The sequence below is a fragment of the Mycoplasma sp. 5370 genome (assembly GCF_054343435.1).
Genome location: NZ_JBTGVF010000009.1, coordinates 1 through 24,065, shown reverse-complemented (window position 1 = coordinate 24,065; position 24,065 = coordinate 1). Strand labels below are relative to the sequence as shown.

Annotated in this window: 16 protein-coding genes; 4 read left to right on the top strand and 12 right to left on the bottom strand. The window is 24.8% G+C overall.

Going from position 1 to position 24,065, the window contains the following annotated elements; all coding sequences use genetic code 4:
• Positions 1-2: 2 nt before the first annotated feature.
• The 5 genes from ACXX88_RS02090 to parE all read right to left on the bottom strand — a co-directional run bounded on the left by ACXX88_RS02090 (position 3) and on the right by parE (position 10,194).
• The gene (locus ACXX88_RS02090; RefSeq protein ID WP_458559449.1) at positions 3-1,178 is read right to left on the bottom strand and encodes an ABC transporter permease; all 1,176 of its coding nucleotides are present in this window, start codon (positions 1,176-1,178) and stop codon (positions 3-5) included.
• Complete coding sequence (locus ACXX88_RS02085) at positions 1,178-2,233, bottom strand: ABC transporter permease (protein WP_458559448.1); 1,056 nt, start codon at positions 2,231-2,233, stop codon at positions 1,178-1,180. The genes ACXX88_RS02090 and ACXX88_RS02085 overlap by 1 nt, the downstream gene beginning before the upstream one ends.
• 1 nt (position 2,234) lies before the next feature.
• On the bottom strand, positions 2,235-5,258 hold the full coding sequence (locus ACXX88_RS02080) for an OppA family ABC transporter substrate-binding lipoprotein (protein WP_458559447.1): 3,024 nt from the start codon (positions 5,256-5,258) through the stop codon (positions 2,235-2,237).
• A gap of 312 nt (positions 5,259-5,570) precedes the next feature.
• Complete coding sequence (parC, locus tag ACXX88_RS02075; RefSeq protein WP_458559446.1) at positions 5,571-8,264, bottom strand: DNA topoisomerase IV subunit A; 2,694 nt, start codon at positions 8,262-8,264, stop codon at positions 5,571-5,573.
• Positions 8,254-10,194: a DNA topoisomerase IV subunit B gene (gene parE, locus ACXX88_RS02070; protein ID WP_458559445.1), complete on the bottom strand. Its 1,941-nt coding sequence runs from the start codon at positions 10,192-10,194 to the stop codon at positions 8,254-8,256. The genes parC and parE overlap by 11 nt, the downstream gene beginning before the upstream one ends.
• A 215-nt stretch (positions 10,195-10,409) precedes the next feature.
• Between parE and ACXX88_RS02065 the strand changes: the two genes are divergently transcribed.
• Complete coding sequence (locus ACXX88_RS02065) at positions 10,410-10,712, top strand: HNH endonuclease signature motif containing protein (RefSeq protein ID WP_458557414.1); 303 nt, start codon at positions 10,410-10,412, stop codon at positions 10,710-10,712.
• Between the two features lie 79 nt (positions 10,713-10,791).
• Positions 10,792-12,210: a nicotinamide mononucleotide transporter gene (locus ACXX88_RS02060; protein WP_458559444.1), complete on the top strand. Its 1,419-nt coding sequence runs from the start codon at positions 10,792-10,794 to the stop codon at positions 12,208-12,210.
• Positions 12,211-12,248: 38 nt separating this feature from the next.
• Here the strand turns inward: ACXX88_RS02060 and ACXX88_RS02055 are convergent, their stop codons facing one another.
• From ACXX88_RS02055 to ACXX88_RS02030, 6 genes are all read right to left on the bottom strand, one after another.
• Entirely contained in the window at positions 12,249-13,160 is a 912-nt protein-coding gene (locus tag ACXX88_RS02055; protein WP_458559443.1) for a type I phosphomannose isomerase catalytic subunit, read from the bottom strand.
• A 1-nt stretch (position 13,161) separates the two neighbouring features.
• Positions 13,162-13,473, bottom strand: a complete 312-nt coding sequence (locus ACXX88_RS02050) for a hypothetical protein (RefSeq protein WP_458559442.1) — start codon at positions 13,471-13,473, stop codon at positions 13,162-13,164.
• On the bottom strand, positions 13,466-15,469 hold the full coding sequence (locus tag ACXX88_RS02045) for a PTS fructose transporter subunit IIABC (RefSeq protein WP_458559441.1): 2,004 nt from the start codon (positions 15,467-15,469) through the stop codon (positions 13,466-13,468). Before ACXX88_RS02045 ends, ACXX88_RS02050 begins: the two co-directional genes overlap by 8 nt.
• Before the next feature lie 106 nt (positions 15,470-15,575).
• Positions 15,576-16,406, bottom strand: coding sequence for a MurR/RpiR family transcriptional regulator (locus tag ACXX88_RS02040; protein WP_458559440.1), 831 nt, complete (start codon positions 16,404-16,406; stop codon positions 15,576-15,578).
• Positions 16,407-16,562: 156 nt separating this feature from the next.
• A complete protein-coding gene (locus ACXX88_RS02035) occupies positions 16,563-16,961 on the bottom strand; it encodes a hypothetical protein (RefSeq protein ID WP_458559439.1) in 399 nt (132 codons plus the stop codon).
• The gene (locus ACXX88_RS02030) at positions 16,954-18,213 is read right to left on the bottom strand and encodes an MAG4530 family protein (protein WP_458559438.1); all 1,260 of its coding nucleotides are present in this window, start codon (positions 18,211-18,213) and stop codon (positions 16,954-16,956) included. The genes ACXX88_RS02035 and ACXX88_RS02030 overlap by 8 nt, the downstream gene beginning before the upstream one ends.
• Positions 18,214-18,567: 354 nt before the next feature.
• On the opposite strand from ACXX88_RS02030, the gene ACXX88_RS02025 reads away from it, so the two are divergent.
• The gene (locus tag ACXX88_RS02025) at positions 18,568-20,121 is read left to right on the top strand and encodes an RNA-binding domain-containing protein (RefSeq protein WP_458559437.1); all 1,554 of its coding nucleotides are present in this window, start codon (positions 18,568-18,570) and stop codon (positions 20,119-20,121) included.
• 175 nt (positions 20,122-20,296) lie between these two features.
• Here the strand turns inward: ACXX88_RS02025 and tuf are convergent, their stop codons facing one another.
• Complete coding sequence (gene tuf, locus ACXX88_RS02020) at positions 20,297-21,487, bottom strand: elongation factor Tu (protein ID WP_436358628.1); 1,191 nt, start codon at positions 21,485-21,487, stop codon at positions 20,297-20,299.
• A 658-nt stretch (positions 21,488-22,145) separates the two neighbouring features.
• Between tuf and ACXX88_RS02015 the strand changes: the two genes are divergently transcribed.
• Positions 22,146-24,059 (top strand): hypothetical protein, encoded by a 1,914-nt coding sequence (locus tag ACXX88_RS02015; RefSeq protein WP_458559436.1) that lies wholly within the window; start codon positions 22,146-22,148, stop codon positions 24,057-24,059.
• The last annotated feature ends 6 nt before the right edge of the window (positions 24,060-24,065 follow it).

Sequence of the window (24,065 nt, the reverse complement as noted above, 5' to 3'; positions counted from 1 at the left end):
TTTTATTTAGCTCCTTTTTTAACTACTTTAGGATCTAATGCATCGTGGAATCCTAATGCTACAAATCTTAATGAAAGTGAAATAACTAATAAAATAATTGATGGGAAAGCAAGTGCTCAAGGATTTGAATTAATTAAACTTGCTGAACTTGTAATTAAAAGTCCTAAATTTGGTGTGGAAGTTGTTCCTTCTTTAATAAATCCAAGAAATGCTATACCAGCGATTGCTTGAATTCCAGCGGTAATTCTTAAAACAAAACTATTTGCTAATTTTCCGGAAATTGCAGGTAAAATATGAGCAAATATTAATCTCATTTTTGAAGCACCTATCGCTTGTGAAGCATAAATATATTCTTCGTCTTTTACTGTAATAGTAAAGGATCTAGTGGTGTCAGCAGCACCGGTTCAACCTGTTAATGATAGAATTAAAATAATTGCCGGTGTGTTAGTTCCAAAAATTCCAATTAAGATTATAAATAATACTACTCAAGGGATTGCATTAAAAATTTCAATTAATCTTAGTCCGTATGTATCTATTTTTTTTCCTACGTTAAATCCAAGAAAAGCACCGACAGATACTCCGATAATTGTTTCAATAATTGCAATTGCAAAAGCAATTCCTATTGCGTTTAATGTTCCAACTCAAGTTCTTAATCAAATATCTCTTCCGTATGAGTCAGTTCCCATAAAGGCATAAATTTTTGAATGTTCATCTCCATTTAAAGCGTTAATAACTTCATAAGGATTTAAAGTTACTAATCAAGTTTCTGGAGCGATGTTTGTTGCTTCTCCTTTTATTAGTTCAGGATTTAGCTTATGAATTTTATCTAATAACTCAGTAGATAAGGTAAAAGTAACATCTCCTTCAAAACTTGGTTTTAACTCTTTAATTAAAGAAAGAGAAGCACCAGAAATAGGTTTAGTTGTTGAAAATGGTGAAGTTAGCCAAGAAATAAATGCTGTAATAATTAATAAAATAAAGATAACTAAAGCAATAACTGCATATTTATTTGCAAAAAACCTCTTAATAACATCTAAAAGTAGTTTAGAAGGTTTTCCGGTTACAGAAGATGAAGAAATAATATCTTTATTAGCGGCAGAAAGTTTTAAAAGTTCTTTATCAGCTTTGGAAAATTTATATTTTTTCTCAAAAGCTAAACTTGAATTTTGTTTTTCCATTATTTTTTCCCTCCTTGATAACTTTTTCTTCTAACTAAATAATTTTTAAATAATAATCAATAGTTTCTAGAACTATTTGAATTAGCAATTTTAATTCTTGGATCCATTCATGCATAAGACATATCCACAAATATTAATGTAACCATCGATAATGATGTAAAGAACACAAGTGAGAACATAATAACGTTAATTTCTCCTTGTTCAGTGTAATTAACAATAATTGATGATGATCCAGGAATTCTAAAGAATTTTTCTAAAATAATACTTCCTGATAGTAAACCTATATATGAGAATAAAATAGATCCTACTAAAATAACAGATGCGTTTCTTAAAACGTGTTTTTTAAAGATATTTCACTTAGATAATCCTTTTGATTTGGCAATTAAAACTTGATTTGAAGTTAAAACTGTTACAACTTGATTTCTAACAAAAATTGTATATCCAGCCAATGATGATAAAGTAAATACAATGATTGGTGTTATTAAAGAAGCAATTGTAATATCAACAGGAACATCTCTTGGATCTTTAAATTCAAATGGTAATCCTGCTTTTGAAGTAATTAAAACAATAATAGGTGCTATAACAAAAGCTGGTAAAGCAACAAATAGTGTAACAAAAGTTGTTATTGCACTATCTATTCATTTTCCTCTATTATAAGCAGCAATTACTCCTAAAGATATACCAATAATAACACTTAATACAAACGCTGGTAATGATACAGCAATTGTTCATCTTAAAGGTTCAAAAAATAATTTTGGAATATTTTGACTATAATCACTTGTGTCTGAATAAATTATTCCTGCATTTCCTGTAAAGAAATCTTTAAATCATAAAACAAACCTTGTTACTGGATCTTTATCAAAACCATAAAATGATTTAGGATCGATTTTTAAGTTTTCATCACCTGTTGGATTTAATCTTTTTGCGGCATCTTGTAAACTTTGTTCGGTAAAAGGACTTTTACCAAATGAAGCTTGTAATAAATATACTATAAAAATAATTATAAAAAAGGTGATAATAGCTAAACCAAGCCTCTTAAAAAAGTATTCAAACATTCTATTTATCTCCTTTTCTTATAACCACATCTCCATAAGGTATATACTCAAATTCTGATAGTGGAATTTCGATATGTTTATTTCAAATTGATATTGAAGGAACGTTTGAACTTGTACTTAAATCGATTTCTGGCACATAACCAATTAAAACTCTAATTTCTTTAGCAAGTTCTACTATTTCTTTATTTGTAGCTTTTGATTCATAATTTAAGTTAAAAATAGCAGTTAATTCATTAAATTCATTTTCTGCACTTGCATCAACTCATTTGTTTAAACTATGATTAAATACTTTTTTAACTTTTTTTCCATTTTCTTCAAATTCTTGTTCTAATGTTTGATCTTTAAAGTATTTTTTAGTTGTTTGATCATAGAAAGTAACATTAGAAATGAAATTAATAACTGAGTTTTTTCCAGAAGCTTTTCTTGGTTCAAATTTTTTCTCATATTTATTTGTTGTTTTATTTAATACTCATTTGTATTTTTGTGATCAAACTGGTTTTTTATTTAATCCTTCACCAGTAAATACATATACTTTTTCTTTTTTATCATTTAATTTTGGAACAGCATTTCCATCTTTATCAACTTCTTTTGGAGTTCCATCTGCATTTTTTTCATATTCATATTCGTATTGAATATCTTCATAATTAGCATCATATGCATTTGTTGCTTTTATTCATTCTGAAAAAGGTAATCATGCTTGTTTTTTATCTGGATAAGCTAATCTTTCTTTTTCAAATTCTGTTTTAAAAGCATCTGCATATTTTTTGAATTCTGGGAAAGATTTAACGTAAGGACTATCACTTGGTAATTCAGCAAAATGAGCGATTGCTAAATAAAGTGGACTTCCATTTAGTTGTCCGGAACCATCAATAAAGGTTCCGGAACCATCATAGTCAGCACTTCAACCTACTATTTGTGAATTTCCTAAACCTAAGATTAAAACATTTCAAACATCTTCTGATTTAAATTCTGCTTGTGAATTGATTTTTAATCTATTGTCTAATTTATTCATCATATCAATTACAGAGTCAAGTGAAGCGATTTTAGATGAACTTTCATTTCTATATCTATTAGAAATTGAAAACTCAATTTTATCTTTACTTGCATCTAAATGATTTTCTGCATAGAAATCATCAAGTATTTTTTTCAATTCAGCTTTTAAAACTTCAATTCTTGGTGCTTCATATTGTTTGTTTTTATCTTGTAAATTATCTAAATATTGTTTTCTTTGCTCTTCAATAGTTTTTGTATAAAATATTTCTCCATTTTCATTTATAGAAAAAGTTGTGTTGATATCGTCATAAAAGTCTCTTGCTGTTTTTCCATCTAACTCACTTCCACCTAAATGATTGTCTGGACCAATCATTGAAAGTCAAGGAATTGCAGTTTTAGAGTTATCTTTTATGTATGTATAACTATTTCATAAAGCATCGATAATTGTTCTAAATGCAAAGGATTTTCCTGTAAATAATGTCTTTCCAAGCTCTGCTTTTCCTTTTGCTAATTCTTCAATAGAACTACCAAAAGCTAATTTAGCATAGTTATCATTGAAGTAGTATTTTTTATCAGCTTGACCACCATTAAAGTTTGTTCCTTTTTCAAGTAAATCTCTAGCACCTGGAATTACGTCTTTAGATAAACTTCCTTTATAAAGCCCTTTATCAGGTGTTTTTCTAAAATGAATTTGTGATAAATCTTTATAAATTATTGATTTATTTGCATCTGATAAACTAGAATATGGAAGAATTGAAACTGTTCCTTCTAAGTAATTATTAAATTGAGCACTATTAAATTGAACTGAATCTGGATATAAATTATATCTTGATGTTATTTTTTTAACTGAAGTTGCCTCTTTTTCTTTTCAACCTGTCTCTGCATAATAATCATTTCTTATATAAACTGTTCTATCGTTTGATAAATAAAAAGGTAAATATGGTGAAGCATATAATTGATCTTCATCATATTGTTTTCCATATCAGTAATATGCATATTTAAATGCATCACCTGTTTCACCAAATTCTCCTTCGTGTTTTCCAGTAATATCAAAAATTTGTTTGTTTCTATCGTCGATAAATTTATGTGATACAGGACTAAAATAAGTAGAATCTAATAATAATTTTTTAAATAATTCATTAAAATTAGCCTCTTTATTTTCAATTTTTAAAAATGTTAGTCCTTTTTCATTTGTATCTTTAATATCAGTAATAAATGTTTCTGATTTTGAGAAGTTATCTTTCTGAATTCCAAAAACTTTAAAGAGATAATCATTTGAAACGTGGTTTGTACTATCAAAACTACTTGATGAACCTAATGAATATTTTCTAATAATATCATCATCTATTTTTTTAGAACCACCATGACTTGCTCTATAGTCACCACCATAAAGCATTTTTCTGTTTCAACCGTAAACAAAATCTTCTAATTCAACATTATATTGACTTTTTTGTCCATTACTTTTAACTCAAGGAATATCTTTTTTAATAGTTAATTGAATTTTAGATGCCTTACTTAATTTATTTAAAAAGTTTAAACTGTTTATTGATTTTGGATCATCTGAAGTTAATTTAACTAAAGCAGAAGTTATTTCTTCTCCTTCATTAAACATTCCTTTTTCGTGTTTATCATTATCAAAAACGCTTATTGTTCCACCTAAATCTGTAACATAAATTTTATCTACTAATATTAAACTATATCATTGATAAGTAGGTTTCTTGATTTTATAAACACCTTCTTCAAATTTATTTCCATTATTAGGTTTTACATTTTCGAATTCTGCTTGCCCTGAACTAACTGTGGCAAAAAGATTTGCTGTTGTAAAGTAACTTGCAGGTGTAGAAGGAGAACCTAATACAACACTAAAATCTTGATCGAATTTTTTATAACCTGAAGTTGCTAAATTTACAATTGAACTAATTTCTTGTCTTTTATAATGTGGTTCAATTGTAGAACAAGATACAACAGTTGCTGATGTTCCAATTAAAACTGCAGGAACAGAAAAACCGATCAATAGTTTTCTTTTTTTCATACCTTTCCTTTCTTACTGTAAATTCAAATATTTTAAAATAAAAACTCTTATAAAAACTAGTTTTTTCTAATTTCTATAAGAGTATATTTATTTTATTAATATTAAAATTTTTATTATATCTCAAAGAAATTAAAGAAAAAATCATTGTTTTTAATCATCTTTGTAACAATGTTTTTATTAAAAATACGTTTAATAACAATGATATTCATTTTTCTCCTCTTTTTTGATTTAACTTTAATATTATACATTTTTTTCAAAAAAGTTTTATTTTTTTTCAAAATTATTCATACTAAATTTCAAAAATAGTAGTTTTTATTTAATTTTATCTTTGAATTTTTTCATTAATTCATCTATATTTAATTCTTCTAATTTTTTTAATTTTTCTTCTGCTCTTTTAATTCTTTCTGCTTCAGTCATCTCTGTTTTAACGGCGTTTGTTTGAACTTTATTAGTTTCTTTGTCTGAAGCAATTTCCTTTGTATTATTAGTTGATTTTTCTTTTTTTATAAAGGATTTTCCCTTTTCTTTGGAAATAGGAACTTCTTTTTTTGTCTCTGTATATTGGTTTCTTTTAGTGTTTTCTCCAATAATATTAGCATTTATTTTTGCAACATAAAAAGCGTTTTTATTTTTGCTATTTGTAAACCCTTCTTCTGGTGTTGAATAATTTAAGGGATTAAAATTAAAAATCGAAACATTATTATCTAAGTCAAAAACATAAATTGCTGTATTTTTTTGAATAACTACTGAATCAAGTACATCAAATTTGGAAACTTTGTTTTGAGAAAAAATCATTTTTCCTTGAGTTGTTTTATTACTAAAAGGAACGTTTTTAGCATTGATTTTTTTGTATTGGGATTTTTTAGTAAATAAAAGGACATCATCTTCTTGATCTACTAAAACAAATGATGAAACTATTGAATCTTTAGGTAAAGAAATAAGTTTTACTCCAGAAGAATTGGTGTTATAAATAGGAATATCTATTTCGCTGTATTTTACTGCTTTTCCTTCACTAGAAATAATTATTATATCTTTATAATTATCACTTATTTTAGCACTGACTAAGTAGTCAATATCTTGCTTAATTTTTATAGCACAAATTGTTTTATTAAATCTTGAAACTTCAAAATCTTTCACTAAAACTCTTTTTCCTATTCCTTGAGCTGTAACCATAGTAATATAATTATTTTTTTCAAAATCTTTTACAACCACAACGCTTACTACTTTTTCGTTGTTTTTTAAAGAAACAAAACTATTTAAATGAAGTCCAAAATCTTTTCATTTTGATTCTTCAATTTTATGAACAGGTAAATAAATATAATTTCCTAAGTTTGTAAAAATTAGAAGTTTATCAATAGACTCAACTTTATCTAAAAATAAAAGTGGATCTTTTTCTTTTAATAAGTAAGAATTTATTTCATTGGAATCATATGTTTTAACAGTAACTTTCTTAATATAACCATCGCGAGAAATACCTACATAAAAATCTTCTTGTTTTATCAATTCTTCTTTATTTATTTCCACTTTAAATTCTTCATCAAAAATTTCTGTTTTTCTTTCTGTAGCAAATTCTTTTTTAATGTCTTTAAATATGGAAACTAAAAATTGATCAAAAGAAGATTTGTTGTTTAAAAGATCTAATGTCTTTTCAATTCTGTTTTCAAGCATATTTTTTTCATCTATATAAAGTTGTTGATCAATTCTAGAAAGTCTATAAAGTCTCATTTCAGCAATTGCTGTAGCTTGCAATTCACTAAAACCAAAGTTTTTCATAAGAGCTTCAATTACTCCTTTTTTTGAATTATCTGAATTTCTTATGATTCTAATTACTTCTTCAGTAATATCGCCAACTTTAATTAAAGCGAGAGTTATTTCTAATTTTCTTTTATCTTTTTCCAAATCAAATTTTAACTCTTTAGTTTTATAAGTTTTAACATGATTTAAATAAGCATCTAAAAGGTTATTTAAAGACATTAATTTAGGTGCATTGTTTTCAATTGCTATTGAGTTGTAAGAATAATAAACTTGCATTTCAGTTTTTAATAATAAATAATTTAAAACAGATTCAACTTTAGTATCATTATCAATTTCGATGATGATGGAAATTCCATTTCTATCAGATTGATCTCTTACTTCTTTAATTCCATTTATTTTTTTATCTATTCTTATTTCATCAATGTCTTTAATTAATTTAGATTTAACTACACCAAAAGGGATTTCATAAATTTCAATATGCTTTTTATTAATTTCTTCGCTTAACCTGTATTTTGAAACTAAAACAATTCTTCCTTGTCCTCGCTCAAAAGCTTCTAAAATCCCTTTTTTTCCGTATATTATTCCACCAGTTGGAAAATCTGGACCTTGAACAATGGAAGATAATTTTCTTAATTCAATATTTGGATTTTTTATTTTTGCAATTGCAGCATCTAAGATTTCTCCTAAATTATGTGGGGGAATTTCAGTAGCAAATCCTGAAGCAATTCCTTTTGCTCCATTAATTAGTAAATTAGGAATTAATGATGGTAATACAGTGGGTTCTTTTTCCGAATCATCGAAATTTGGAGCAAAAGAAACAGTGTTTTTATTAATAGCTTCCAACATTAAATTAGTTATTAAACTTAATCTTGTTTCAGTATAACGCATAGCAGCAGCAGGATCATCATCTATAGAACCTTTATTTCCATGCATTTCAACTAAAGGAACATTCATTTTTCATTCTTGAGCCATTCTTACCATAGCTTCATAAATAGAAGAATCTCCATGTGGATGATATTTACCAATAACATCACCAACTACTCTAGCTGATTTTTTAAAAGGTTTATCACTTTTTAAACCTAATTCCCACATTGAATATAAAATTCTTCTTTGCACAGGTTTTAAACCATCACGAGCATCAGGAAGTGCTCTTTGTTGTATTATATATTTAGAATATCTACCAAAACGATCTGATAAAATAGCATCTAATGATTTTGCTAAAAAATTTTCTTTATTTTTATTAAATATCATTATTTACTCCTGATTTATTAATATTAATTTCAAAGTCATCTTCAAGGGAAAAATCAACATTTTTGTTAATTCATTCTTTTCTTAATTCAACTTTATCTCCCATTAAAATAGAAACTCTTCTTTCTACAATTGCCACATCTTCAATTGAAACTTTAATTAAAGTTCTTGTTTCTGGATTCATAGTTGTTTCTCAAAGTTGATCAGCATTCATTTCTCCAAGTCCTTTATATCTTTGGATTTCAGAATTGGGTTTATTTTTTAATAATTCTCTTAATTCTTCGTCACTTCAAGCATAAACTATTTGATTTTTAGGTTTTCTTGTAATTTTATATAAAGGAGGTTGTGCAATATATACCATTCCATGTTCAATTAAAGGTTTCATATATCTAAATAAAAATGTTAAAAGTAAAATTTGAATATGGGCACCATCAGTGTCAGCATCTGTCATTATTATAATTTTTCCATATTGTGCGTTTTTAAGGTTGAATTCGCTACCAACACCAGCACCAATTGTATTGATTATTGTAGCAATTTCTTCATTTTTTAAAATATCAAGAAGTTTTGATTTTTCTGCATTAATAACTTTACCTTTAAGTGGTAAAATGGCTTGGGTTTTTTTATCTCTTCCTAATTTAGCACTACCACCAGCAGAATCTCCTTCGACAAGAAAAATTTCTTTTTCTTCCGGTTTTTTGCTTTGTGCTGGTGTTAATTTACCAGATAAAATTTTCTTTTCACTTAAAGCATCTTTAGTTTTTCTAATTTCTGCTCTTGCTAATCTTGCGGCATTTCTTGCTTCAAAAGATTTTTTAATTTTTTCAATTATTTTTTGAGTTTCTTCTTTATTTTCGTTAATTCAGAATTTTAATTCTCGAGAAACCACTTCTTCCACAATTGTTTTTGCTTCAGGGGTTCCTAATTTATCTTTAGTTTGGCCTACAAATTCTAAAATTGATTCTGGCACTTTTAAAGAAAGAATTAAAGTTAAACCTTCTCTAATATCGCTTCCATCAAAAGCGGTAATTTTTCCTTTTAAAAGGTTTTTTTCTTGTGCATAATCATTAAAAACCTTTGTAAATGCTGTTTTGGCAGCAATTTCATGTGTTCCACCATCTTTGGTTTTGACATTATTTACAAAAGAAATAATGGACTCAGAATAACTTTCTGTATATTGAAAACCAAATTCTACTTCTATTTTATTTTTATTATCACTAAAAGTTGCGATTTGTTTATTAATTACTACTTTAGAATCATTAATAAACTCAACAAAAGCTTTTATTCCATTTTCATGTTTAAAAGTTTCGTTTTCTCCTGTATTTTCGTCATTAATTTTGATAGTTATACCTTTTAATAAAAAAGAGGATTCTCTTAATCTTTCACTAATTGTTTGAAAAGAAAATTTTGCTTTTTTAAAAATTTCATAATCAGGTAAAAAATGAACTTTTGTTCCTCTTTTGCCTGTATTTCCCATTAATTTGGTTTTATTTTTTATAGAACCACCATTTTCAAATTCAGTATAATATTCTTTTCCGTCTTTGAAAACTCAAACTTTTAATCATTTAGATAGTGCATTAACTACAGAAGAACCAACTCCATGCAAACCACCAGATGTTTTATATGCTCCTTCAGAAAATTTACCACCTGCATGCAATTCACTAAAAACAAGTTCTACTCCTGTTAAACCACTTTCGTGTTTATCTACAGGAATTCCTCTTCCATCATCTTCTACAATAACAGAACCATCTGTTTTCAAAGTCACTTCTATTTTTTTAGCAAAACCTGCTAAACATTCATCAACTGCATTATCAACAATTTCTCAAACTAAATGGTGTAAACCATTAACATCAGTTGAACCAATGTACATTCCCGGACGTTTTCTAACACCTTCAAGTCCTTTCAAGACTTTTAAACTACTAGCATCATAATTCATATTATTATTTTATAGCATTTTTCTTTTTTATTTTAAAAATACAAAAAATATTTAATTTTTCATTTATTAAAAAGTCGAAAAAATGCTTAAAAAATGATAAAATTTTCGTTTTTGGAATTTTTTTAGCGAATTCTTTGTTTTTTTTTTTTTTTGTATTATTGAAGTAGGTAAAGAAAATCTTTGCCTTTTAAATTATTAAGAAAGGAGGAGTTTTTATGTTAAATTGAAAAACAGTATGAACAAACCATTTTGGCGACAAAGATTGTGGTTATGATTATGCAGGAAGATATATTTGTTTTTCTGAATACGGTTCAAAAACAAGTTCTGCTTGAAACATTGAACACATAAGACCAAGTTCTATTGGTGGAACAGATAGATATGAAAATTTAATTCCTGTTCACGTTGTTACTAATGCAGAAAGAGCAAATAAACCAGCTTGAGTTTCTAATACCATTCCTTTTGAATATATAAAAGGAAAAGGCATAAGAAATAAAAGAACTGGTAAAATTGTTTCTTAAATGACAGCAAATAAGCACTTAATTTTTTAAGTGCTTATTTTAACTTCTTAATTTTAAAAATAAAAATAAAGGATATACAATGAAAAAAGAAAAAATTGAATTGATGCTTTTAATTTTTATTTGTTTAATATTAACTTTTCTTTCTTTATTTAATTTGGATGAATCTATTTGAATTTGAGAAAGAAATATAAATATTTGAAGAAAAATAATTAATATATTTGTAGCAATTTCAGGTATATTGGGCGTTATATCAATTGTAATGTTTGCAAAAAAGAAAAGAATTGCATTTATTTTAGCAATCCTTAATGCTGTTTTGTATGCATTTTTCTCATTTAGTAATGGCCTTGTGATTGACGGTTTTATTCAAATTTTATATATATTTATATTAATTTATATTTTTATAAAAGAAATAATAAATAATAAATATTTAAAAAAAATTAGAGAATTAAGACTCTCTTTATATGCTTCAATAGTTTTTGCAATATTTTTTGTTTTATTAGTCACTATATTTTACTTTTTAAATCCATATACAAATAATTTTATTGGCAAAATGCTAAATATAGATTATTTAGAATTTGCATCTAATTTTAATTATAAAATAACTGCATCACTAATTTTAGCAACATTTAATGCTATTTCAGTTGTTGCATTAACAATGATGGCTTTGGGATTTAGACAAAATTGAATAATTTGATGTTTTAAAAATATTCTTTGTTTCTTTTTCTTCGGTGGGATTGCTTTTTTAAGTTGAACTATATTATTTATTAATTTTGTTTATTTGGTTATTTCAATTTATTTATATTTTGTTATTTCTAAAGAAAAAAGATTAACAATTGCATTCATAGGAATGGGAGCAAGTGGTAAATCCACTATTATCAATAATTTAAGAAATTTTTTAACAGAAAAAAATATTAAAATTATTGATGAAAGATTAAAAGATGAACAAATATTTATAGATTATATGAATGATTTAAAAGCTAAAGGGTATTTTACACAAAAAATATTCTTTAAAGATCGCTTAAAACAAATTAGAGAAATGCAAAACTATTCCAAATCACTAATTGATAGACATATGATTGATGATTTTCTTTTCCCAGAAACATTAATAAAAATGAACTATTTTACGCCAAAACAAAAGGTTTTATGAAATTTCTTTTATAAGGTTAAATACAAATTTCTGTTATCTTTAGAACCTAAGGTTGACATCGCTTTTCTTATTTTAAAAGATTTTGATTTTATTTGAAAAAATAGAACTAATGCAAGTGAAAAACACGAATTAGAAATCGAAAAAAAGAGAAGAAAAATTGAACTTCAAAACAAAAATTTTTTTCAAATGGTAAACACAGAATATTTAAAAGAAAATAAAGAAATTAGTAAGAATTTAAGAAAAAATCTAATGCTTTTTGCTAAAAAACACTATGAATTTATAAATATAGAAATAGAAGATTCTACAGAAAAAATAAAAGAAATTATTCAAAAAGAAGTAGAAAATTACTAAATTTAAAATCAACCACAATTAAGATGGTTGATTTTAATTTATACAAAATTGATAAAAATTTTAATATTTCCACTTATTGAAAAATTTAGAGTTTGTTTGGAAACAATAAAAACATCACCTTGTTTAATTTTTGTGATTTTGTTTAAAAAACCTTCTCCTTCAAAAACTACAACTTCTGTACAATATTTTGCTTTTGTTGTGTCAATAATTTCTGTAGTATTATTTATTTCTTTTTTAGTTAAGTTAAAATTTTTTGCATTGTAAAACCCTTCTTGATTTAGTTGTTTTTGAATAATAGCTTGCAAATCCAATTTCATAGTTTCAAGAGATTCTTTAATATGAATTTCTCTTTTTTTACCATCTGTATCTATTCTTTCATAGTCATAAAGACGATAAGTTATATCACTAGATTGTTGTAATTCAAAAACCATAGTTTTTTCCGGTATTCCGTGAATTAAACCAGATTCTATAAAAACAAAATCTCCTTTTTTAAGTTCTACTTTATTTAAATATTTTTCAGTTTCTTTACTATTGATAACTTTTTCAAAAACTTTTTTTTCTGTTGTTGTAGAACCTAAAATAAAGGGTTTTCCTGTATTTTCTAATACATATCAACATTCATTTTTACCTAATGAATTAAATTTTTTAGCATATTCATCATCAGGATGCACTTGAATGCTCAAAGGATATTTTGCATCTAAAAATTTAGTTAAATTAGGATAAATAAATGTTTTAACTTCATTTTTATCTAAACCAAAAAATAAAGGATTTTCCTTTATAAAATCACTAAATTTTTGGTTTGTTTTGCTCAATATTGTTTCACAATCTTTTATCGCTGAAATCAATCATGCTTCACCAATATTTTCTTTTAAATTAAAAATCTTTTTTATCTTGTCATTTGCTCATAAAGTTTTTTTAAAATATGGTTTTAAAAAAATAATCTGTTCCATTTTATCTCAATTTTTTGTTAAATAATGAATTAGCAGTCAAACTACTAAAAATTAATGATAGAAATGAAATTAATAATAAAAATATTCCATATATAAATTTAGTGATGTTAACTGCTTCCAGCAACTTACTAATAGAATTATATTTTTCACTTCCTTCTTTTAGTATTGATAATTGTTTGTTTAACTCAACAAACTTATCGTAATCAGCTGTGCCTAAAACTGTTAATATTATACCAATAATGAGAGAAATTAAGAAAAGTGATATAAATAGATATAAAATTATTTTATCTTTATTTAAGTTTATTTTATTCATTTTTAGCCCCTTTTCTTAAATTGAGTTTATTTTTTAAATTATTTAAAAAAGGTATGTTTATATTTATGTTTGATGATTTTGAATTTTTTCAAAATCCATAAATTAAACAAGTAATTGTTGTTCCTACAATAATTGATAAAAAGAAGAATAAGATTCCTAATCCACTGCCATGGACATTAGAACCAACTGCTCCTAAAATTGCAACAATAGGCCCACCATGAGCTGCTGCATTTGTAACACTTAATAGTCCAGCCATTGCTCCTGCAATTGCTGAACCAATTACATTAGCAGTAATAACTCTTTTTGGATCTGCTACTGCAAAAGGTATTGCTCCTTCACTAATTCCAATAAATCCCATAATTAAAGCAGAAATACCTAATGATCTTTCTTGTTCATTGAATTTTTTTCTAAAAATAATTGTTGCCAATCCCATTCCAAGTGGTGCTACAGGTATAGCAGCAGCAACCATTCCCATTGGTTCAAAAACTTTTTGAGAAACTAAGGCAGTAGAAGTTAAAAAGGCTACTTTATTTATTGGTCCACCCATATCAAATCCTGCCATTCCTCCAAGTAAACCACCAATTAAAAATGCGATTCCTAAATTTAATGCTCCTCCGCTTTTGAATAAGTTTTGTAATGCATTAATAAATTTATCCATTATAAAACCAATAGGAGCTCCTATTATAAAAATAACTAATAATGAATAAAATAAAGTTACAGCAATAGGTATTACAAACATTGGAATTATTGCAGCAATGGATTTTTGAATTTTTAATTGTGTTAATCATTTAACTGTGTAACCAATTAAAATTCCAAAAAGGATTGAACCTAAAAATCCCATTGGAGTTTGAACACTTATGTTACCAATACTGAAGAATAAACTATTCATATTAGCAACAGTTGAGACAACAAATGCTGGCATTATTGCTGCTCTACCAGCGATTGAATAAGCAATATACGCTCCCAAAGCACCTATCATTAAGGTAAATGATACAACTCCTATTTGTAGTATGTACCAAAGAAAATCACCTTTTGGTGCTGCAGAATTATTTCCATAAATACTTTTTCCAATTCCTAAAGATAAAGCAATCATAATCCCACCGAAAATTACAAATGGAATCATATAAGAAATACCAGTAACAATATGTTTTAATAATCCTTTTTTATCTGTATTTTCCTTTATATTTGTTGCTTTTTCAGTGTGTTTATATACTAAAGATTTTTCTGCTTTTTTAATTACTTCTTCAGTGTTGTGAATTGCTTCTTTTGTGGAAGTTGTATATAATTTTTTGTTATTAAAAATAGATAAATCTACTTCTACATCACTTGCTACTATAACAAATTCAGCTTCTTCAATATCTTTTAATGTTAAAGTGTTTTTAGAACCTACTGAACCACGAGTTTCAATTTTAGGAAGATATCCTTTTTCTAATAATTTCTTTTCTAATGTTTCTGCAGATAAATAAGTGTGAGCAATTCCTACAGCACAGGAAGTTATACCTATAACCTTTTTACCATTAAAATCCTTTGCTTTTGTTTCTTCTTTCTTATTTATAAAGTTATTAAATAAAGTTACTATTTCTTCTTTATCTAAGCTGCTTTTAAGTTTTTCAATCATTTGAGAATCTAAAAGCATTGTAGAAACTTTTGCTAATGTTTCTAAATGAATATTATTTTCAGTTTTAGATGGAACTAAAATTGAAAATATGTATTTTACTTTAGAATTATCAAATGTTTTTCATTCTATATTTTCTTTCAACTTTATATAAAATAAAGCTGGTTTATCAATGTATTCAGACTGAGCATGGGGTATAGCAAATTCTTGTTCCATACCAGTTGAAACTTGATTTTCTCTATTTATCAATGATTTATATACTTCATAAGAATCTGAAGTTATTTTTAGTTCGCTTGCTTTTTTAGCAATAAAATTAAAAACTTCATCTTGAGTTGTTAAATCTTCGTTGATAAAAATTTTATCTTTTGAAAAAATTTCCATTTTTCCTCCTTATGTCTATAATAAAATTATATTTTTATAAAGAAAACAAAAAGGAAAAAGGAAAAAAATTTAGGTTTTATATGCAAAATTAAGAAAAATATTTTTCTTATTTATTTCAACCTTCTAATATTTTTAAATTCTTTAAATAAATTTCATCATAATTATGATTCTTATGTTCTATTAAAAGAAAGAATATCAAATCCGCTATAAATTGTTGATTTATTTTGGAAGAAATGGAGACTAATCTTTTATCTTGTTCTAAGGTATGATAAATAATTACATTTTGATATTTTTCTTTCATGGTTTTGTTTGCTGTTATTAAATAAAACTTAATTTTTTGCTCTTCAAACAAATTTATAATATGTTTAATTTCTTTTGTATCACAAGATTTTGAAAATAAAATATTTGTAACTTGTTCTTTTCTTTCTTGTGATGATATAAGTAAGAAGGAGTGAAAATCTTTAAAAGGTAAGGCATTCAAACCGATTTTTTGCAAATTAATTCCCAACTCGCCAGCAGAAAGAAAAGAACTTCCCGCTCCAAAAAGATAAGTTTTTTCTGAATTTACAATATCATGAACTAAATTGTTAATTTCTTTTAAGTCTACTAAATGAGCAGTTTGAAAAATTGATTCTTTATAATAATTAAATAATTTATTTAATATTTCTATATTTTTTTCTTTTTTAATACCATTTAGTGTTTCATTAGAATTCAAATAATTGTGAAATACATAGAATTGCATATCCTTTAATGAGTTAAAACCTAATTTTTTTACAACTTTTGAAATCACTGAAGTGGAGATAAAAGTTTTTAATGCTATTTGTTTAATGGAAAAACTATAAAATTCTTTAGGATTATCTAAAGCAAAATTTATTAAATTCATTTCTGTTGAAGTTAGTTTTTCCAATTCTTTAGAAGTAAAAAGTTTAATATTCATATTTTCTAGTCCTTTTAAAAATTATATATTCAAAAAAGGAATAATAAGTTATGAAAAAAGCAAAAACCTAATTTTTGTTAGGAATTTGCTTTTAATTTTAATTCTTTTATTATTAATAATATGAATTTATTTTCATTAACTTTACTTTTTAAACTTTTATTTTTTATATAAAATATTTAATTTTTTGTATTTTTCTAAGTATTTTAGTTTAATTTCTACTTTTTTAAGAATAAAGTAAAAACTAAAATTATGTAAAAATAAAAGGAATTTATTTTGAATTAATTTTTCAATTTGCTTATAATCTCTTTTTAAATATAACAATAGAAAAACTGGTTTAATAAATGTTAGTAAACTTAATAGAAAAAGCGGAATTATAATAATCAATATTAATGGAGCATCTTTTGTTTTTGGATCTTGAATCAAAATAAAAGAAAGAAGTAAAACCATACTTAAAAAATAGATAATTAAAAGTGTTCTAATAAAGAAACTTATTATTACTGATTTAGTACTTTTCAAAGATTTGATATAAACACTTAATAATTCAAACTTATTCATTTTTTTCTCCTAGTATTTTTTCATATTTTTTAGCTATTAATCTCATATACAATTCTCTTCTATCCATAGAATTTTTAGGGTTTTTAAAAGAGAAATTTTTTAGCAAAACAAAATTTTTATTAATTTGATTTTCTTCTAAAAATTCTTCTTTTTCTTTTTCGTTTTTAAAGAAAAATATAGGATTTTCAAATGAAAATGTAGTATTATGAATAACATAATTTTTCATAATATAATCATATTCATTATCAAAAGATTTTCTAAGAGTTTTCACTTCAAAATTTGTTTCTAAATTTTCTAATAATGAATATAAACTTATTTTTTTAAAGTTTATTTCAAAAAATATTTTTTCTTCTTTTAAAGCACTAATCTTTCCAATTTTTAAATCAATATTATATTTTAACATTTGATTAAAATTTGAAATTAGTGAAAACTGAGATGAATGTAAAATAACATCTTTATAAACTTCTTTGAAAGAATTGAAAGAAAATTCCCAATTCTCTAAACTCAAATGTTTTAAATCCAAAAGTAAATTACCTATTTTAGTTTCATCTTTATTTTCTAAATTGAGTTGTTTATATAACTGAATAAGTTTAGAGGCAAATTGAAATTCTTTATTAGGAATTGTGAAATTATATTTTTTAACTAAATATTCTTCTGGAATAAATCTAAATAATAAACTATCAATTTTTATGTTTTTATATTTTCCTTTTGCAACTAATTTGGTATTAACTAAATTTTCATTATTATTTAAGTTTAAACTACTTAAATTAAGAACTTTGCTACTTTGAGAACAAAAGTCCAAATCATTTATTTTCCTATTAAATTCAAAAGTTAAATAGGAAGCAAAACTACCTAAAAATAAGGCATTTTGGTTGTTTTTACTGATTTCTTTTGCTACCTTGAATATATTTTTAGTTTCTTTGTCCATTTTAAATTCGGAAAATAATTTAAAATTAAATTTTAGAAACATAATAATACTAAGTATTTTTCTTGCTGTTACAAATTTATTTTTTTGATAGTAAACTATAAATAAAATATGAAAAATGACAATAATACTTAGGTAAGTTCAAATAAAGAAAACAATTCAGAAAAAAAGATAAGTATATCAATCATAATTGGTATTAATAAGATAAAACGAACCAACAAAACATATGATAAAGTTTATAACAAAAACAATGTCTCAAAATAACGATCAAAAAGACGTTAACTTAAAATAATTTATTTTAAGTGCTATATTGGAATTAAGTTTCATTTTAGATAACTCCTTTGTTTTATTTAAAAAGGTTGCAAAAAATCCTAAACTTAATTAGGATTTTGTTTAGTTTATTATTTTATTAAATAAATAAATTTATTTTAAAGTCCTAAAAAAGTAAAAATGAAAATACTGGTTAATTTTAATAATTAACTTCTTGATATTATAAATAATAATATTTTTAGTTATTTTCATTTTTCCTCCTGCAACCATAATTTCATTATAATACTTTTTTGCAAAATTTTCAAAATAAAACCAAAATATTTTAAAATCAATTATTAATTTCAAATATAAAATTGTAAAATGATATAATAAAATTAAATATATTATAATTTATAAAAGATAGGGGATAGTGTGAAAATTTCAGACATCAAAAAAATTGCTCATAGAATCATTGAAAACCAAAATATAGAAAATAGTTTTATAGAATATAAAAAATCTTTAGACTTTAAAGATAAAATTCTAAAAACTGCTTGCGCTTTTGCTAATAACTATATGAATGATGAAATTGGTCTATTATTTATTGGAATTGAAGAAGTAAATGATACAACTACTGGTGATAAAGCATTTCCAAAACGCCCAATAACAGGTATAAAAGAATCAAAAATAGAAAGCCTAGAAAATAAAATAAAATCTCTACTAGTTAATATTTACCCTAAAATAAATTACAATCTCCTAACTGATCAAATAGATGACAAGTATTATTTAATTATCGCTATAAAAGACAATAATAACGGACCTTTTCAAACAACAGAAAAGGCAGAAAAAGAAATCGGATTAAAACCTGGGCGATATATAAGAATAGGAAGAGATACAAGATTACCTAAACCCCTTGAAGAGTTTGAACTTTTAAGAAAATTTGCCAATTATTCTTTTAGTTCTAACTTAAATCATATTGCCACAATTGATGATTTAAATTATGAATATATGAAAGAATATTTAATATTAACAAATGCTAAAAAAGATATTATAGAAATGTCTAAAATAGATATGGCAAGAAGTATGGGACTAATAAGCAACAATAAATTTGAAAATTATAGAGCAAAAAATTTTGCTGTTCTAATGTTTGCAGAAAATCCAAGCAAATTTATCCCTAATGCATTTGTTAAAGTAATTAGGGAAGTAGATGGTACTGATAAGATGGAAGAAAAAATATTTGATGGACCAATCTGACTTCAAGTAAAACAGGTTAATAAGTATTTTGAAAATAATATAATGACATACTACACAATAAGAGAAGATGACAAAATAGAACATAAAATTATTTATAATTATCCGCTTGCAACTTTTAAAGAACTAGCAACAAATGCAATTTTACACAAAGAATATGAAAATAATGAATTTGTTGGGATTTATATTTATAAAGATAGAATTTCTTTCATAAACCACAACAAACCATTACCACCAGTAACAATAGAATCTCTAAATAACGAAACTAGTTTTGATCAAAGAAAATATATAAACAATGAAATAAAAAATATGTTTTTTGCATTGAAACTAATAGAATCTTATGGTTCAGGGATAAGAAGAGCAAAATCTGCTCTTTTACAAAATAATTCACCCAAATTATTATTTAGTTCAGGAGATGAAAAAAGCAATTTTACTAATGCAATTATTAAAATAAATGAAGAATTTTATAAAAATTTTGATAATAATTTTTCTAAAAAAACTACCACCAAAACTACCACCAAAACTACCACCAAAACTACCACCAAAACTACTCTTAAATATGATCAAATTATCAATTTATTGGAGAAGAATCCATTAATAAATACTAAAGAAATATCTGAAAAATTAAACATCACAATAGACGGGGTTCGTTATCATTTGAGAAAAATGAAAAAGGAAGGTTTGGTACGCTATGAAGGTTCTTCTAAACTTGGAAAATGAGTAATTAAAAGGAAATAAAATAATATAATGTGAGATTGTAAGAGTAATTTGCTAATATAAGATATTTTGTGTAAATTTCTCTTGCTTACTTTTTTTAAAAAGTCGTTAATTTCCTTATTTATTTAATAAAAAAGCTAACATCTTGAATGTTAACTTTTTTCTTTTGCTTTTAAGCATATAAATATTGTAGAAATTATTTAATAATTTCTGTTACTGAACCAGCACCAACTGTTCTTCCACCTTCACGGATTGAGAATTTTGTACCTTGTTCAACAGCAATAGGAGCGATTAATTCAACTGTTAAGTCTACATTATCTCCTGGCATAACCATTTCTCTTCCTGCTTCAAATTTAATTCCGCCAGTAACGTCTGTTGTTCTGAAGTAGAATTGTGGTTTGTAGTTTTGGAAGAATGGTGTATGACGTCCACCTTCTTCTTTTTTAAGAGCATAAATAGCTGCTTTAAACACTGTGTGTGGAACTATTGTTTTTGGTTTAGCAATAACTTGTCCTCTTTCGATTTCTGTTCTATCTACTCCACGTAGTAAAACTCCAGCATTATCTCCAGCCATAGCTGAATCAAGGTTTTTTCTAAACATTTCAATTCCAGTAACAACTGTTTTTTTAGGTTGTTCTTTGTAACCAACAATTTCAACTTCTTCGTTAATTTTAACTTGTCCTCTTTCAACTTTTCCTGTAGCAACTGTTCCACGTCCTGTAATTGTGAAAACATCTTCAACCGCCATTAAGAATGGTTTATCCATTTCTCTAACTGGAGCATCGATGTATGTATCAACTGCATTCATAAGTTCAAAGATTTTTTCTTCTCATTCTGGTTTTCCTTCTAAAGCACCTTTAGCTGATCCTCTAATAATAGGAGTGTTTTCTCCATCAAATTCGTATGAAGATAATAAGTCTCTAATTTCAAATTCAACTAGGTCAACCATTTCTTCTTCACCAACTAACATATCTACTTTGTTTAAGAAAACAACGATTTTTGGAACTCCAACTTGTTTTGATAATAAGATGTGTTCTCTTGTTTGAGGCATTGGTCCATCTGTAGCAGCAACTACTAAGATAGCACCATCCATTTGAGCTGCACCTGTAATCATGTTTTTAACATAGTCAGCGTGACCTGGACAGTCAACGTGTGCATAGTGTCTTTTTTCTGTTTCGTATTCAATGTGAGCTGTGTTAATTGTAATTCCACGTTCTCTTTCTTCTGGAGCAGCATCGATTGATGCATAGTCTTTAGCTTCTGCTAATCCTTTTTTTGATAAAACTGTAGCAATAGCTGCTGTTAAAGTAGTTTTACCGTGGTCAACGTGTCCAATTGTACCAATATTAACGTGTTCTTTTGAACGATCAAAATTTAATTTTGCCATTATATTTCCTTTCATTTATATTAATTTATTTTATTTTAAACGCGTTTAAAACCAACCAAAGAATAGTCTTTCATCTATTTCCTATCCAATCGCGTTTAATTTTTAGTATTTACTTATTATATAAAATACATTAATATTTTACCAAAAAAAAGCAAAAATAAAAATTATTCATACTATAAAAAATAAAAAGAAAGCACCCAGATGGGTGCCTGAATATAGTATTAATTAATTTATCTGAATTTTTAATATATATGACTATTTAACTAAATTTATGATTGAAAACAAATATAATTTATGAATTACAAGAATTTAATTAAAAATTTAAATATATAGTGTGTATATTAAGTGTAAATTATGTGTGAAGTAAAAGGAGTTAACAAAACTATATTAAAATAAAATTAAAAATTAAGAAAATAAATTAAATAAAACAAATCTAAAAGTAATTATAATATTTCGCATAGATAGTTCTCTATGCGTTATTATTCTACCATAAAAACTCTTCTTTTTTTTTTTTTTTTGCAAAAATTTTTATTTTTTTAAAAATATTAATGATTTATTTTAAATTGAAGTAACTTAATATAAAAGAATAAAATCCTTATTATTTCTGTATTTCATATTATAATTTAATAATATTTATATTTGAAAGTAAAGAGGGAATATGAAAAAAAGAAAATTATTATTTATTGGTTCGTCAGTAACAACTTTATCTACTTTTTTTGTAATTTCTTGTGTTGATAAAAACCAAGTTTCTCAAAAAACACCAGAAAACAAAAAGGAATACAAACTAGAAAATAGCAAATTCTTATTTAAAAATAATCAATCTTTTATTGAATTAACTTTTAATCAAGAACTGGTTGGAGCAAATACAGCTTCTATTGGTTTGTTAAATAAAAATACCGAAGTTAAATCTTTTATTGAAGAAAATATTAAAAATAATTTAACAAATAAAATTGTTTTTAATCTATCGAAGGCAAATATTGAAAAAGAACAAGATTTTCTTGTTGAATCAATTTTAATCGATGGCACAAAAGTTAATTTAAATAAACAAATTGATTTTTTAAGTGATGAAAAAGTAATTACTGATTTTAATCAAGAATTTAATTCACAAAAAAATAATTTAGTATTTCAAACTTTTAATTTTTATTATTCTGATGATAAAAATATAACAAAAATAAAAGAAAATGATAATGAATCTCTACTAAACAAGCAAAATGAAAATTACAAAAAATATTTAAAAACAAAAGAAAATGACGACACAATTACTTCTGCTTCTAAAAAAGATTTAGAAATAAATTCCAATGATTTATTATTTGATGAAAGAGAAGTTGAAGTAACTGAAAAATATATTGCATTAAAATTCAACCAAACAAACATTTATGAATTTAATCAAGGTAAGATTTTAGTTAAAAATCTAAATCCTTTAAAACCTTGATCAAAAGTTATTAATCTAGATTATGATATTGTTGCTCAAGAAGTTAGATTTTTAAGAAGTGAAATACCTGCAAATTTAAATAATCTAGTTTTCACAGCTATCTCTATAAATAATAAAGGTAAAGAATTTGCTTTCACTAGTAAAGTTCAATTTGATCTTGATAATTTTAAAGATAAATTAACATTAAAAGATTTTAATGTTTTTAAAGATGAAGAAAATAAAAAGGTTTTTGGTTCAATTTCTTTTGATTTTTCAAAAGAAGATATTGAAAAATATAAAGATAAGTGATTTGTTATAAGTTTCCATGCTTTAAGAAACGAAATAAAAGAAGTTCCTTGACTTCCTTTTGATATTAGACCAGAAATTGTTGTACCATTTTCTAAATTATGAAAATTTAGTTTAGATAAATTAGATGAAAACAAAAGATATGAAATAACAAATATTACAGTTAATGAACCATATTCATTAAAAGAATATAATTCTATAAACTCAATAAAAGATCAAATAAATAAAGAATTTGCTTTTAATTTTAATAATTATAATTGGCAAGATTTAGGTTTAAAATACAATCATAATGAAACTTTAAATGTTAATAATGATAACTTAATTACCAAAAGAAAAGATTTAATAAAAGATGAAATAGTTAGTTTATGATTGGATCAAAATTCCAAATCTTCTATTCCTTATTCAATTCAAAACTTCATTTCTTACCAAGAATATTTAAAACAATATCAAATTTATAAAGGTTGACTTTCTGATCAAAATTTACCAAATAAAAAGGATTTTTCCTTTATAAACGACAAAAATGAAGTTATGTATGCAAATTCAATTAGTGGTAGAGAAATTATTAATAAAACTCTTTTTAACTTCAATTCAAACAGAACTCAAGCAAGCATCACAAAAGAGTTAAATAGATATAAAAACTTAGATAAAATTCAAGATGAAAATATAATTTTAGAATTTTCTTTTGTTTTAAACACTAAAATACCATATAGAGTAAATGATCAAAAAATAGATGGATGAAAAACTGGTGCAAAAATAAATGTTTTTGTTCCACTAAAAGAACTAAAAGATAAAAAACATTTAAATTATTTAAACAGGGACATAAATTTGGGACACCAAATTTATGTTTTTATTTAAGGAGAA